Annotated in this window: 12 protein-coding genes and 1 pseudogene; 7 read left to right on the top strand and 6 right to left on the bottom strand. The window is 52.3% G+C overall.

Translation table 11 applies throughout. The features are described 5' to 3' along the window. The first annotated feature begins 265 nt into the window (after positions 1 to 265). The 5 genes from ycgZ (at position 266) to cho (ending at position 2793) form a co-directional block, all read left to right on the top strand. Complete coding sequence (gene ycgZ / locus DBY68_RS03190; RefSeq protein ID WP_108474269.1) at positions 266 to 517, top strand: regulatory protein YcgZ; 252 nt, start codon at positions 266 to 268, stop codon at positions 515 to 517. A 99-nt stretch (positions 518 to 616) separates the two neighbouring features. Next, positions 617 to 907 (top strand): hypothetical protein, encoded by a 291-nt coding sequence (locus tag DBY68_RS03185; RefSeq protein ID WP_108474270.1) that lies wholly within the window; start codon positions 617 to 619, stop codon positions 905 to 907. 48 nt (positions 908 to 955) lie between these two features. Further along, complete coding sequence (locus DBY68_RS03180) at positions 956 to 1222, top strand: biofilm development regulator YmgB/AriR family protein (protein WP_108474271.1); 267 nt, start codon at positions 956 to 958, stop codon at positions 1220 to 1222. Between the two features lie 55 nt (positions 1223 to 1277). Continuing rightward, positions 1278 to 1835, top strand: coding sequence for a LuxR family transcriptional regulator (locus DBY68_RS03175; RefSeq protein ID WP_108474272.1), 558 nt, complete (start codon positions 1278 to 1280; stop codon positions 1833 to 1835). Between the two features lie 94 nt (positions 1836 to 1929). Then, positions 1930 to 2793, top strand: a complete 864-nt coding sequence (gene cho / locus DBY68_RS03170; RefSeq protein ID WP_108474273.1) for an excinuclease Cho — start codon at positions 1930 to 1932, stop codon at positions 2791 to 2793. Here cho and DBY68_RS03165 read toward each other — a convergent pair. From DBY68_RS03165 to DBY68_RS03155, 3 genes and pseudogenes are all read right to left on the bottom strand, one after another. Continuing rightward, positions 2790 to 3965 (bottom strand): HlyD family type I secretion periplasmic adaptor subunit, encoded by a 1176-nt coding sequence (locus tag DBY68_RS03165; protein ID WP_108474274.1) that lies wholly within the window; start codon positions 3963 to 3965, stop codon positions 2790 to 2792. The two genes, cho and DBY68_RS03165, sit on opposite strands and share 4 nt — an antisense overlap. After that, entirely contained in the window at positions 3962 to 6121 is a 2160-nt protein-coding gene (locus tag DBY68_RS03160) for a type I secretion system permease/ATPase (protein ID WP_108474275.1), read from the bottom strand. The genes DBY68_RS03165 and DBY68_RS03160 overlap by 4 nt, the downstream gene beginning before the upstream one ends. A gap of 3 nt (positions 6122 to 6124) precedes the next feature. After that, positions 6125 to 8362 (bottom strand): annotated as a pseudogene (locus tag DBY68_RS03155) (VCBS repeat-containing protein); the annotation flags it as partial. A 170-nt stretch (positions 8363 to 8532) separates the two neighbouring features. Here DBY68_RS03155 and DBY68_RS03150 point away from each other — a divergent pair. Next, complete coding sequence (locus tag DBY68_RS03150) at positions 8533 to 9666, top strand: alpha/beta hydrolase (protein WP_108474276.1); 1134 nt, start codon at positions 8533 to 8535, stop codon at positions 9664 to 9666. 33 nt (positions 9667 to 9699) lie between these two features. Here the strand turns inward: DBY68_RS03150 and DBY68_RS03145 are convergent, their stop codons facing one another. The 3 genes from DBY68_RS03145 to DBY68_RS03135 all read right to left on the bottom strand — a co-directional run bounded on the left by DBY68_RS03145 (position 9700) and on the right by DBY68_RS03135 (position 12365). Next, entirely contained in the window at positions 9700 to 10665 is a 966-nt protein-coding gene (locus DBY68_RS03145) for a TauD/TfdA family dioxygenase (protein ID WP_108474277.1), read from the bottom strand. A 174-nt stretch (positions 10666 to 10839) separates the two neighbouring features. Next, complete coding sequence (locus DBY68_RS03140) at positions 10840 to 11271, bottom strand: OsmC family protein (protein ID WP_108474278.1); 432 nt, start codon at positions 11269 to 11271, stop codon at positions 10840 to 10842. A gap of 47 nt (positions 11272 to 11318) precedes the next feature. Then, the gene (locus tag DBY68_RS03135) at positions 11319 to 12365 is read right to left on the bottom strand and encodes an NAD(P)-dependent alcohol dehydrogenase (protein ID WP_108474279.1); all 1047 of its coding nucleotides are present in this window, start codon (positions 12363 to 12365) and stop codon (positions 11319 to 11321) included. Between the two features lie 212 nt (positions 12366 to 12577). On the opposite strand from DBY68_RS03135, the gene DBY68_RS03130 reads away from it, so the two are divergent. Then, positions 12578 to 14272: an NAD-dependent malic enzyme gene (locus DBY68_RS03130; RefSeq protein WP_108474280.1), complete on the top strand. Its 1695-nt coding sequence runs from the start codon at positions 12578 to 12580 to the stop codon at positions 14270 to 14272. The last annotated feature ends 271 nt before the right edge of the window (positions 14273 to 14543 follow it).

Here is a 14543-nt window from a genome sequence, read left to right as displayed (position 1 = left end):
GCTTTCAATTAATACATTGATTTAACATTACACTTGATGAATTTCAACATTGCTCTTCTTCACTCAGTTCTTACGGACACCCCCCCCTTTTATGTACAGATAATTCTTATCTTTGTACGCCTGTATAACTTATATCTCTATGATTTATAAGCAATAGCACTTTTTGCTAAAAATTAATGCATCGCTTGTACAGGATTTATGTACAATTTTTATGAGTTTGTTAACGCAAAGTGATACACGATAACGTCTTTAACAGGAGCGACACATGCAGCAGAACCGTCAATACACCATGGATTCAGCCAGTGCCATTTCCAGCTATTTCAATAAGGCAGCCCTTCCGACTCAACAGGAAACTCTGGGGCAAATCGTGGTCGAGATTCTCAGCGCCGGTAAAAACCTTAACCGCAAGTCACTGTGTACAAAATTACTGGGCCGCCTTGAACAGGCTTCTGGCAAGGAAGAAGAGAAGCACTACAACGCGCTGATTGGTTTACTTTTTGAAAACCGAACTTCATAAGGGAGATTTTTGCTCAGTGTGGCGATGACGAATACCCCACCACCTGAGACAACTTCATGCTGTGTGCCCTGTGGTTTAACAGCATAAGAGATAGCAGTTATGAAAAGTAGTAATAAAAAGCTGAAAGACACTTTAATTGGTGAGGCCACTCTGCAGCTCATTAAAAACAAAATGCCGGTTAATGTCCAGGCCTTGTTAAATGAGCTGAATAATATGCAGAGTCACGAAATTGATTCAGAGCGTCTCTCTGCATTATATGTGGTAATAAAAGAAATCCAGGAATTTACAGCATCGAAAGAAGCGGACTCCGCTGGCCACAAAGGCGTTAAACACCGCAAAGACGGTAGAAAGGATCTTTCGATAAACGAAACAAACAAAAACATTCATTGAAATATTTTCGATGATAAACACTCACACAACTAACAGATGAGAACCGCTATGTTACAGCAATATGATTTCTACCAGTCTATTCAGAATAAAGCATTGTCCGAACACTTTTTGAAAGCCGGTGATATGTTAGCTGATGAAGCAGAAATCCTCGGTGGCGCGGTTCGCCATCTGATGGCTGCAGGCGAAACCATCAATAATAAGAACATCATTGCTTCATTGATTCACTCTCTCGAATGCACCGACAGCGTGCTTTCCGCTGATGTCATCCGTAAAACGCTCGAAATAGTGGTAGATCATACGCTCGATGATATCTAAATCATGAGCTGATGATGGGCTTTTATTAACAATTCTTTTTTAATCTGGAGTCATTATGAACGGTGAAGCATGCCCTGTTAAACTGGAATTGGTCGATCTCTGGCTGGATGACAATTTCCTTGAATATGGTTTACGTGAAGTTCTTAAAGATGTCAGATTAGATCGCCAAAACATTCGTTACGTGATTTTTTCCGCCAGTCAATATGTTAACGTAAAGCGACATGATTACGACCTGCGTACGCATCGTTTTATTTTATTGAGTGATGGTCAGCGATATAATTTCCTTGATTCCTTTACCGTCAACCATATTTCATCGAAGGCATCGGTTGAAGAAATTGTGAAATTCCTGACAAGCTTGCGGAAAAAGAATGAAGATAACTGCCAGATTGAGCAAAAAGTAAAACTTTCTGCACGAGAAACCACCTTGCTTGATCAGATGTCTGACGGTAAAAAAATCATTGAAATGGCAGAAAATCTTAACGTCCATATCAAGACGGTTTATCAGATGCGAACGAATTTGATTAAGAAGTTGGGGTGTTCCGGAAACATCGACTTTATGCAAACACTCCGTACCGATGTGTTTAAAAGCTGGCTGACGGATCAGCGCGCGTAAGGATACGGCTATGCAACGTCACAGCACCGGGTAGAGGATTGACATTGTCGTCCCGCCCGGTAAGCTGTATGCATAAACAGTATCTGGAGTTATTATGGTCAACCGCAGGGTTCCCGTCCGGCCCGAGCCCTTCCTGGGGCCTCTCTACACTTATCCCGAGCATCTGCGCTATTGCCTGGAAACGTTGCCGAAATTGCCCGGTGTGTACATTTTTCACGGCGACAGCGACACGCTTCCTCTCTATATCGGTAAAAGTGTCAATATTCGCAGCCGCGTGATGTCGCACTTTCGTACCCAGCAGGAAGCGGCACTACTGCAACAGACCCGACGCATTAGCTGGCAACCGACCGCCGGCGAACTCGGCGCGTTGTTACTTGAGGCTCGCCTGATTAAAGAACAGCAACCGCTGTTCAATAAACGGCTCCGCCGCAATAAACAACTGTGTTCCCTGCGTCTCCAGGGAAATGTGCCTCAGGTGGTATACGCCCGCGAAGTCGATTTTTCCCACACGCCAGGCCTCTTTGGCCTGTTTGCCAATCGTCGCGCTGCCCTTGAAGCATTGAAGTCTGTGGCTGATGCACAACGTCTTTGCTATGGCATCATGGGGCTTGAACCGTTAAGTCGGGGGCGCGCCTGTTTTCGTTCAATGCTGGGGCGCTGCGCGGGTGCCTGCTGTGGCCGTGAAAGCATAGATGATCACAATGACAGATTACGCAGCGCGCTGGCCCATTTACAACTGGTCTGTTGGCCGTGGACAGGCCCGGTGGCGCTGGAGGAGAAAAGTGACACCCTCACCCACTACCATATTGTTCATAACTGGCTATGGCTTGGGGCGGTGGAATCGCTCACTGAAGCGGAAACCCTGACGCGGATCGCGACAGGGTTTGATCAGGATGGCTATAAAATACTCTGCCGCCCAATGCTGAGCGGCGAGTATGTGATCCACGAGCTAAATTAACGCTCACGCAGCGCTTCTCGCGCTTTATTAAACGGCTTCAGCAGGTAATCAAGCACCGTTTTGCGTCCGGTTTTGATATCCACCGTCGCTACCATCCCTGGAAATATCGGGAACGACTGCCCGGCTCTGTTCTGCAAATGATTACTGTCGGTGCGAATGTATACCCGGTAATAGTAAACATCACGACGAACCTCGTCCTGAAGGGTATCGGGTGAAATCACCGCGACCTCACCCGCTAAGGCGCCGAAAATCGAGTAATCGTAAGCGGTAATTTTCACCAGCGAAGCTTGCCCTGGATGAATAAACGCCACATCGCGCGGTGAGATTTTAGCTTCAATCAGCAGTTGCTCATCCAGTGGTACGATGGTCATTAATTTGCCGCCGGGGGCGATAACCCCGCCTACCGTCGTGACATCGATGTCTTTTACAATGCCGCGCACCGGGGCGGTGAAATTCAATCGGGTTAACGAATCTTCACGCCCGCGAATAACGGAACGCTGCGCTTGCGCATCGGCATTCGCTTTCGCCAGATCTTCACGCGCGCGAACGTAGTACTGGGTTCTGATTTCGGTAATCTTATTTTGCATCTCGTTTAACTGGCGCTGCAAACGCAAGACTTCCACACTACTCGCCGCGCCTTGCTTAACAAGGGGCTGTGTCATTCCCAGCTCGCGATTAACCAGACGAATGCCCTCTTCAAGGCCTGAAATTGAGCGCGTCAGCGCTTCGCGACGCGTAGTGTAAAGCGCGGTTTCGGAGGCAATGAGCTCGGGCTGCGACTTGAGTTCATCGGGAAATACCAGTGACGTGTTATTGACCTCTGCATTGAGGCGCGCGGAGGTCGCCAGCGCCGCATATAAGCGCGATTGAGCTTCCTGCACATCAGATTCTGTTTTGGTTCGGTTAAGCTGCGCCAGTGGCTGGCCTTGCTCAACAATATCCCCCACCTTCACATTCAAATGATAAAGAATGCCCCCCTCAAGCGATTGCACGACCTGATCGCGCCCGGAAGGCTCGACGGTGCCCGTCCCGGTCGTCACTTCATCGAGCTTGAAAAAGTATGCCCACCCCAGAAAGCAGAGAAACACAACGGCGACAAGACGTACAGCCAGTGCTGAACGCGGTAATCGCGCTTCGTTCAGGCCACGGTTAAACTGAATCTGACCATTCATGCCGCGCTCCCCTTATCATTTTGTACGGTGACCCGACGCACCGGCGCGCCGTTGAGTTCATGCAGAATCGTCTCTTTCGCGCCGTCTCTGACAATGCGGCCCTGATCCATCACGATGATGCGGTCTACCAGTTGCAGCATCATTGTGCGATGAGTCGCGATCACCAGCGTGCGTTGCCCCACCCACTGCTTCAGATTTTCGATTACGTGCGCCTCGGCAATTTCGTCCAGCGAGGCGCTGGGTTCATCGAGCAGGACGATATTGGGTTGTGAGATGAGCAACCGCGCCAGCAGCAAGGTTTGCCGCTGACCGCCGGAAAGACCAAAGCCCCCTTCCTGAATCATATAGTTGAGGCCGTTCTTCTGCTTCTGGACAAAGGGCAGCGCCCCGCTGAGGGTTAACGCACGTTCGATATCTTCATCGCTGGCTTCAGGCATCCCCATGGTGAGGTTTTCCCGCAGCGAGCCAAAGAACAGTCGTCCGGTCTGACTGAGCAGCCCCATGTCGCGGCGCAGATCGGCCGGATCAAGCTGCCCGATGCTGATATTATCCAGCAACACCTGCCCCTGCTGAGCAATACGCATTCCGGCAAGCATTTGTAGCAGCGTCGATTTTCCCGCGCCGTTGCGCCCGAGAATGGCGATTTTCTCACCCGCCTGAATGGTGAGTTTGCCGATCGCCACATCGGCAATTTTCTCTTCTTCATCGTAATAAAATACCGCGTTGCTAAACTGATAATGACCGTTCAGCACCGCTTTATGCACCAGTTTGCCATGCTCCGGCTGATCCACCGGACGCTTCATGAGTTCGTCGAGGCCATTACGTGCCACTTTTGCCTGCTGCCAGCGCGAGAGTACGCCGGAAATCTGTGACAGTGGCGCAATAGTGCGCGAAGCCAGAATGGTCGTACCGACCAGTGCACCGGTGGTCATGTCGCCGCTCATCACCATAAAACAGCCTACCAGCAGCACCACCACGTAGACGATGGATTGTACTTCCTGCGTCCAGGTCAGCAGCAGACCGGTAAGAAAACGTTGCCTCATGCTGATAGACGACGCCACATCGTTGGTGTGATTCCACTGATTCTGGAAACGCTGCTCGGCGCGCAGCAGTTTAATATCTTCAATAGACTGTACGGCTTCTACAAGCGTTGCGTTGCGCACCGCAGACTCACGCATCCCTTCATTCGCCAGCCGCGCCAGCGGGCGCTGTAACAGCAGACCAGGGATCACCAGCAAAGGCAGCGCCAGCAAAACAACCAGCACCAGCCAGCCGCCAATCAACCATAAAATAAAGACAAACAGCAGGAAGAATGGCAGATCCGCTACCGCGCCAATGGTGGTCGAGGTAATGAGTTCTCGCACCGATTCCAGTTCGCGGATCTGCGAGATAAACGATCCGGTGGATTTCGAACGCACATTATTTTTAAGCCGTAAGGCGTGGCCAAAAACGCGATCTGAAATTCGTAAATCCGCCCGTTTGCCAATCATATCCGAAAGGTGCGTGCGCACCATGCGCATACAGAACTCAAACAAAATCGCCATCATCACCCCGGCAAACAGCACCCACAGCGTCGGGTATGACTGCGCAGGCACCACGCGATCGTAAACCTGCATTGAGAAAATCATCGCCGCCAGCGCCAGCACGTTCGCTACCAGCGAGGCCAGCATAATATCGCCGTAGCGCCGCCAGTCTTTAAGCGAAAGGCTCCAGAACCAGTTCGCCTGATAGGGGCGAATGTAATCATCTACCCGCGCGTCAGGAATAGCGCTAAGCGGACGCAGCAGTGCCAGTTCAACGATTTTCTCTTCAACATCCGCAACGTTCAGCGTGGTTTCCAGCCCGCCATCACCGCTGAACTGAATGCTGATATTGTCGTGGTTATCCCGGCGGGTAATCACCCCAATCTGCTGATTATCAAATACCGCAATCAACGGCAGCCGCCAGGGGTTGAGCGAGTCAGCGGAGAACGCCACCAACCGCAGCCCCATACCCAGCTGGCGCGCCATATCCGTCAATAACTCTTCCCGCTTGCTGTCGCGCTCCCAGTTGACGGTTGCGCGCACATTTTCCTGGGAGAAATCGAGACGGTAATAACGCGCGACGGCGATCATCGCCTCCAGCCAGGCTTCCACGGACTGGGCATTTTTTTTCATTGTCTACACCACCATCAGCTGATGATTCGCCAGCAACGTGGCAAGATCGGTATGCACGCCCGTCAGCGTGACCACGGTAGTTGTCGCAAAGCCGCCGCCCGAACCATCGCGATCAACCTGCACGATAGTGTCGCTGCCGCTCTGGGTCACTTTGACAAAATCAGTAATGTTTCCGGCTTGCGCATCCAGCGTCGCCACACCGTTAACGTAGCTGGCTTTGCCATTGCCGGTGTAGCCACTGCCCTGCAGCAGCTCGCGAATATCAATGCGATCGGTGTCTGGGGTGCCTTCCCACGTCCCCACCGTAAAGCCATTGACCACGTCCGAACCGTTGCCGCCGGTGGCGTCACTGGCGTTGAGCAGTTTATAGAGCAAGGTGTCGTGGCCCCCGTTGCCGATGTTAATGGTGTCGTTGCCGCCGCGTCCTTCCAGCTGGTTATCGCCGCTGCTGCCGGTGAGGGTATCGTTAAAGTTCGAGCCGGATATCCCTTCGATGTTGGTAAATGTCGAGGTGTTAAAACCTGTAGCCTGCGCGGTGGTGACGCTTAAGTTCGCGGTCACGCCCACCGTCGAGAGGCGGAAATCAACCACGTCCATCCCGCCGTTCGCAAGCCACGTTCCGGTGCCGGAGCTATACACCCAGCCGCCGGAGCCGTCGTAGGTGTCGGTACCAGCAGTGGCGAAGAAGGTGTCGTTATAGCCCGTGCCGACGAACTTGCCGTTATTGCTCGCGGTGCCAGCTTCAGCGCTGAGGTCGTAAGCGTGAGTAGCATCGGTGGCCTGTAAGCCGCCCCAGGTGGTATTGACCGTCTGGTCGATATTGCTGGCGGTGGTGCCGGTGGATTTGATCAGCACCGCGTTATAGGTTTCTCCGGCGTTCAGCCCGTAGAAATTGACCAGCGCCGAGGTGTCGTTAACCCCCATTCCCGACTGCGGGTTAATGATTTGCGTGGCAACCAGCACGCCCGCCGCGTTGTACAGTTTTACGGTGTTACCGTAATAGACGTTAATGCCGTTGGGATCGGTAATACGCAGGTGCAGTGACGTGCCGGCGCTCACCGTGTTGGTGTTACGAATCAGGAACACGCTGCCCGACTGTTTGGTCACCAGCACATCCACCGCGCCGTCCCAGTCGTAGTCCATCGCCGCCACGCCGCTGGTGGTGCCACTCTGGCTGGCGCCGATGGCTGACTGTGTCCAATTGCTGGCGTTACTGACGTTGGTATAAAGATATGACTGTCCGGTTTGGGCGATACGGGCGATATCCATCAATCCGTCGTGATTCCAGTCCCGCGCCACGCTGAACTGGCTGGTATAGGTAGTCGCTGTTGCGCCAACGGCTACAGGGCTACCCAGCACACTATTGGTGTTAAGCAACAGCGAACCGTAGTTAGCTCTTCCCTGACTGGCGGGCAAGAACAGATCCATATCGCCGTCACCATCGAAATCCGCCCAGGTCATGGAGACGGTGTTGCTCATAACGCCGCTCCCTGCACCGCTCAGGAAGGTATTAATGGTGTTTTGTCCCCAGACAAACGTCCCGCTCCCGTCATTAATGAGCGAAGATAACGTGTAATAGTTGTTCAGGTTATAGGTGTGTTGAACAAGGTCGATCCTTCCGTCATTGTTAAGATCGACGCCGGAACCTTCGTTGAGTGAAAAATACCCCGTCACCGCTCCGCCGACCGTGGCGCTCCCCCCACTGTTCGACGTGGTGGAGTTGCCGACCAGGGTGCCAGCGTTGTTCCGCAGGAAGGTGTTGGAGTCCGGCCCTCCGGCATCACCGACCCAGAAATCAAGATAGCCGTCCCCCTCTTTATCATAAGCCACCACCGAACCATACCAGGTCAGCGTTCCCGTCAGCACCTGAAGGGCGCTGGAGTAGGTTCCATCACCGTTATTAGTAAAGCCGTTGATATAGCCCGTACCGTAGTCATTACGGGTGATGAACAGATCGCCAGTGCCATTACGATCGTAATCGGCAATAGAACTGGTCACATAATCGTTACCGCTTTGATACAGCGTCAAAGCGGTTTTCGACCATGTCAGCGGATCGGTTGATTGCATCACCTGCTGGTTTGCCAGCACCGTCCACATCCCGTGAGTATCCAGGCCGTAGGTGAGGCTCCACGCGGTGGATTTGCTGGCCGTAGTCCAGGTTGGCGTGTAATCAATCGCGGCGTTAACCGTAACGGTGCCGCTGCTGATATTGGCATTATTGCCATTCCCTGCCGAACTTTTAAAGAGCCGTGTTTACGAAGCGCATTCCAGCTATGACATTTCGCTTATCTGCGCGAAATCCTTTTGTATTACAAAATAAATCAGGCTTTTCTGATTAACGACCGTGGTTTGATTCCTGTTCACCCCGACTACACTACACTGGGGGCATCGTAGAAAAGGAATCGAAAACCATGCACTCCCTCAATTCAAAACGCATTCTGACAACGACTTCCGCACTCTTTTTCATGGCGCTGTTACCCGTTTCAGCACTTGCTGCTGATACCGTTGAAAAAACGCCTGTGCTGGCAAAAGAAAAGGGTCTTAACGAAGCTGCAGAGCAATATTTGATTCACTACGCCTCTGTCAGCGGCGTTGATGGGAAATCGTCGCGGGAAGATACCGCCGCGGTCTTCCTGCCCTATGGCAAAACCCCCGAAGGCGGTTGGCCTGTGGTCGTCTGGGCGCACGGCACCGTGGGTGTCGCCAATGACTGCGCGCCTTCACTAAACGTGCGTACCGATCGGGATAAACAGTATCTGAATACCTGGCTTTCGCTCGGGTACGCCGTGGTTGCGCCAGATTATGCCGGTCTGGGTTCGGCTGGCTTACATCACTATCTCAATGCGCGTGGAGAGGCCTGGAGTATTCTGGATGGCGTACGGGCGGCATTGAAAACCTATCCGCTGCGTAATGAGCTCATTCTTGTGGGGCAATCTCAGGGGGCGCACGCCGCGTTCTCGGCGGCAGGTTACCAGCCGCAGTATGCGCCAGAGCTCAATATTCGCGCGACGGTTCTGACGGGCACCCCTTATTTTGACAAGAACACCACCGCCGCTGATATTTTGCCCCCGGTAAATGGCACAATGTCTGCAAAGGGTGATCCCAAAATACCGTATATTTTCTATATTTATCTTTCTGCTGCCGACATTAACGGCAAACTTAATGCAACCGACTATTTCCAGGATAACGCCTTGCCATATCTGGAAAAAGCCCAGAAACTCTGCATCAATCCGCTCACGCAGCAGACGATGGACGCGAAACTCAATGCCGCCAACACGCTAAAACCAGCGGTTGAGACACTGCTAAGCAGCAGTATCGGCAGTATGCTTTATCCTACGCTCAAGATTTCCCATCCAGTCTTTATCGGGATTGGCAGCAATGACATCAACGTGCCCACCGCAATGCAGCAACGTTTCGCTGACGCAGTGCAACGCGCCGGTACGCAAACAGAGGTTCGTCTTTATGAAGGACTTGACCACAGCGGAACGGTAAACCCGTCCCTGCGCGATTCCGTTCCGTTCATATTGAGTGCGACGGCAAAATAAACTCAGGCAGGGATCGCTCCCTGCCAACACCTCTTAAGACGCCACGTTTTTCGAACGTGAATCTGTGTTTGCCGCATCCTGTCGCGGTTCGGTTTGGCCCCGCGAAAGCGTTCTGCTGCGTGCACCATCCACCCCCACCGCCGTCTCTCCTTCAACCGTCACGCGACGCACCACGCGCGGTTGGCTGCCGTAATCGTTCACCGCGTAATGTTGCGTGCTTCGGTTATCCCAGATAACCACGTCATCCTGCTGCCACTGCCAGCGAACGGTATTTTCAAGACGAATTACCCGATTTTGTAGCAGCTCAAACAGGCTGGCGGACTCACGGCTGCTGAATCCCACCAGGCGTTTTAAGAAATGGCCAAGTAGCAGGCACTTCTCACCGCTCTCCGGATGTATATGCACCACGGGGTGCTCAGCTTCCCATACAGATGAAACAAATACATTTTTGTGATGATTCAGGCGGGTTGATTCGACCACCACCCGCTCGGCGCCGTAGTCATAGTCATTGCTGTGCACCGCACGCAGCGATCCTACAAACCGCTTAAGTTCATCCGGCAGTTGCTCATAGGCCCGCGCCGTATTCGCCCATACGGTATCGCCACCGTACGCAGGGATCGTCACGCCGCGCAAAATAGAAATTTTTGGGAAAGCATCAACGAAGGTGACATCCGTATGCCAGGAATCCGCCCGCCCACCGCCTTTTGAAGCATCCAGTTCAAAAAGCTGAGTCCCTGTCGGCGAGGGTACCGTGGGGTGCGGCACTACACGACCAAAGCGCGCGCCAAAGGCCTGATGCGCGTCATCGGTAAGATGCTGCTGTTGCCGGAAAAAGAGCACCTTATGTTTCACCAGGGCGGCATTCAGTTGTTCAAATGTTGCGTCGTCGAGCTCGGCTGAGAGTGCAATATCACGCACTTCAGCACCAATGTGCCCGGCCACGCGCCGCAGATTGAGTAAAGGAAATTCAGTGTCGGTAAGAGAGAATTCTGTCGCCATCGTTTTTTCCTTAAGAGTCAGCAGGAATTTCACTCTAAAGGGAAACCGGTGCATGGCAAATGCCATCTCATGCTAACGATATGAAGACAGGTTGAATAAGATAAGAAAATTATCGCATTAGACGTGACGTTGTCACAAAAGGAGATGGGCAGCATGAAAGCTGCCCTATACGCACTAGTTATCCAGTTGATAATCTAATGTAATTTCTGCTTTTAACACCTGGGAAACCGGGCAGCCTGCTTTGGCTTTTTGAATGATTTCATCGAATTTCGCGCTATCGATCCCCGGCAAGACAATCTTGCTTTGCAGGGCGACCTTAGTGATAGCGAAACCGCCATCCACTTTGTCCAGCGAAACATCGGCAACGGTATCAATTGAGGTCGGGGCATGTCCGGCCTCAGTCAGCATTAAGGAAAGCGCCATAGAGAAACAGGCCGAATGCGCGGCGGCAATCAGTTCTTCGGGGTTTGTCCCCTTCGCGCCTTCAAAACGCGTATTGAAGCCGTAAGATTGTTGGTCGAGTACGCCGCTCTCCGTTGAGACAGTGCCTTTACCACGCTTGAGATCGCCTTCCCAGTGCGCCTGACCTTTCTTATGAATCGTCATATATCACTCCTTTTTGCTTGCGGAACTAATAAGTGTAGTACATCTTTTCAGTGCGTTAACGACGCCATATCGATAACAAAGCGGTATTTCACATCGCTTTTGAGCATGCGCTCGAACGCTTCATTGATGGTGTCTATGGTGATCACTTCGACATCGGCGGTGATACCGTGCTGAGCACAAAAATCGAGCATCTCCTGCGTTTCGGCGATACCGCCAATACAGGAACCTGCGACAGAACGACGCCCCAGAATCAGCGGAACCGTATAGAAATCAGCAACATTGCCCAACAGGCCGACGAAGACCAGAGTGCCGTCCAACGTTAATGTGGGAACGTAGGCATTAATATCATGGGCATAGGGAACGGTATCGATGATCAAATCGAACTGGTTTTGAACCTCTTTCATCTGAGCGTCATCAGTAGACAGCACCACATGATGAGCCCCCAGTCGCCGCGCATCCGCCTCTTTTCCGGCAGAACGGGTAAAGAGCGTCACCTCGGCTCCCAGCGCATTGGCAAGCTTCAGCGCCATATGTCCCAAACCGCCAAGGCCTATTACCGCGACTTTGCTGTGCTCATTGATGTTCCAGCGACGCAGAGGCGACCAGGTGGTGATCCCGGCGCATAACAATGGCGCAGCGCCTTTCAGGTCAATATTTTCCGGCAGGTGCAGGACAAAATCTTCACTGGCAACAATCGTTTGTGAGTAACCGCCCATAGTGAGCGAACCATCGTGGCGGTCGATGCCGTTATAAGTCTGAATATTGCCTTCTTCGCAATACTGCTCCAGCCCCTGTTTACACGGATGACAAACTCGACAGGAATCCACCATACAGCCAATCGCCGCCAGATCTCCGGGTTTAAATTTCGTGACACTGTCACCAACCGCCACGACGCGACCGACAATTTCGTGGCCAGGAACAATCGGGTAACGACTAAATCCCCAGTCGTCCCGCGCTTGATGAAGGTCAGAGTGGCAGACGCCACAGTAAAGAATATCGATCACCACATCGTCGGGCCTGGGTTCGCGTCGGTCAAAGGTAAAGGGCGCCAGCGGCGCGGCGGGGTTCTGAGCAGCATAACCTAATACTTTCATCGTCTTACCTCACAATGAGTGATCAATCTCACAGACACGTTTCAGCTTAGTTGAATCTCAGCAGAACGCGAACCGACCGCACGAAGCGTCAACCTGCTGTCAACTTCCGGGCAATTTTGCCCCACGATAGTTAACAGTTGCTTTATAATCCACGGCACTGCAGTTTCTGCCAGACTTCCCGTGGACTGGCGTGATGACGATGGAGTAATACGATGTCACAAGGTAAAACCAACCGTTCTCTGTATATCCCGTACGCCGGCCCGGTGCTGTTGGAGTTCCCGTTGCTGAATAAAGGCAGTGCCTTCAGCAAAGAAGAACGCAGCAATTTCAACCTGCTCGGTCTGCTGCCTGAAGTGGTCGAAACGATTGAAGAACAGGCCGAGCGCGCCTGGATCCAGTATCAGGGGTTCAAAACGGAGATCGACAAACACATCTACCTGCGCAACATTCAGGACACCAATGAAACGCTCTTCTATCGCCTGGTGGAAAACCATCTTGATGAGATGATGCCGGTCATTTATACCCCAACGGTTGGCGCGGCCTGCGAGCGATTCTCCGAGATTTATCGTCGCTCACGCGGGGTATTTATCTCCTATCAGAATCGTCACAACATGGATGACATTCTGCAGAACGTCCCAAACCACAACATTAAAGTGATTGTGGTCACCGACGGCGAGCGCATTCTTGGCCTCGGCGACCAGGGTATCGGCGGGATGGGCATTCCCATTGGTAAACTGTCGCTCTATACCGCCTGTGGCGGTATCAGCCCGGCATATACCCTTCCGGTGGTGCTGGATGTCGGTACCAACAATCAACAATTGCTGAACGATCCGTTGTACATGGGCTGGCGTAACCCGCGCATCACCGACGACGATTATTATCAATTTGTCGATGATTTTATTCAGGCCGTGAAACAGCGTTGGCCAAACGTGTTGCTACAGTTCGAAGATTTCGCGCAGAAAAACGCAATGCCGCTGCTCAACCGCTATCGTGATGAAATTTGCTCCTTTAACGACGATATTCAGGGTACTGCGGCGGTCACCGTCGGCACACTGATTGCCGCCAGCCGTGCGGCGGGAAGCCAGCTTAGCGATCAGAAAATTGTCTTCCTGGGAGCAGGCTCTGCCGGTTGTGGTATCGCCGAACAAATCATCGCTCAACTTCAGCGTGAAGGTCTCAGTGAAGATCAGGCGCGTGCGCGTGTGTTCATGGTTGACCGCTTTGGCCTATTGACCGATCAGATGCCAAACCTGCTCTCCTTCCAGACCAAACTGGTGCAGAAACGCAGCAGCCTGCAAAACTGGGATACGGATAACGAAGTCCTGTCATTGCTGGACGTTGTGCGCAATGTTAAACCCGATATTCTGATTGGCGTTTCCGGGCAAACGGGGCTCTTTACGGAAGAGATTATTCGTGAAATGCACAAACACTGCCCGCGCCCGATTGTGATGCCACTCTCCAACCCGACCTCGCGCGTGGAAGCCACACCGCAGGATATTATCGCCTGGACCGAAGGCAACGCCCTGGTCGCCACCGGCAGTCCGTTCAGCCCGGTCGTGTGGAAGGATAAGGTTTACCCGATTGCCCAGTGTAATAACTCCTATATTTTCCCGGGGATTGGGCTTGGTGTGATCGCCTCTGGCGCAACGCGTATTACCGATGAAATGCTAATGTCCGCTAGCGAAACGCTGGCGAAGCACTCCCCGCTGGCCAACACCGGTGAAGGGCTGGTGCTACCGGAACTGAAGGACATTCATCAGGTATCACGAGATATCGCTTTTGCGGTCGGGAAAATGGCTCAGCAGCAAGGCGTTGCAGTGAAAACGTCTGCTGACGCGCTCCAGCAGGCGATCAACGAAAACTTCTGGCTGCCGGAATATCGTAGCTACCGCCGGACATCAATCTAATCCTGAGGTGGGCTTCGGCCCACCTTTCCTGCCTGACCCTAAATATGCACGGTCTTTCATGTTCAGTATTTCAAAAAATAAAAGAGTATGTTGTAACTAATGATTGTTTCGCCACCAGCCAGTTGGCAAAACGTAATAATCCCCGCTACACTGCCTTCACCTATTCATACTGATAATAAAAGGAGGCTAATTATGCTGTTCTGTGAAATCTTTAATGTTTCACATACCCTTGGTGATCGCACCAGCTCAAGCGTTACCGATATCGTGCTGC

Origin of the sequence: Pseudocitrobacter sp. RIT415, assembly GCF_003057695.2 — a bacterium.
GTDB classification, from domain to species: Bacteria; Pseudomonadota; Gammaproteobacteria; order Enterobacterales; family Enterobacteriaceae; genus Pseudocitrobacter; species Pseudocitrobacter faecalis.
This window is presented reverse-complemented; position numbering and strand designations above follow the sequence as displayed.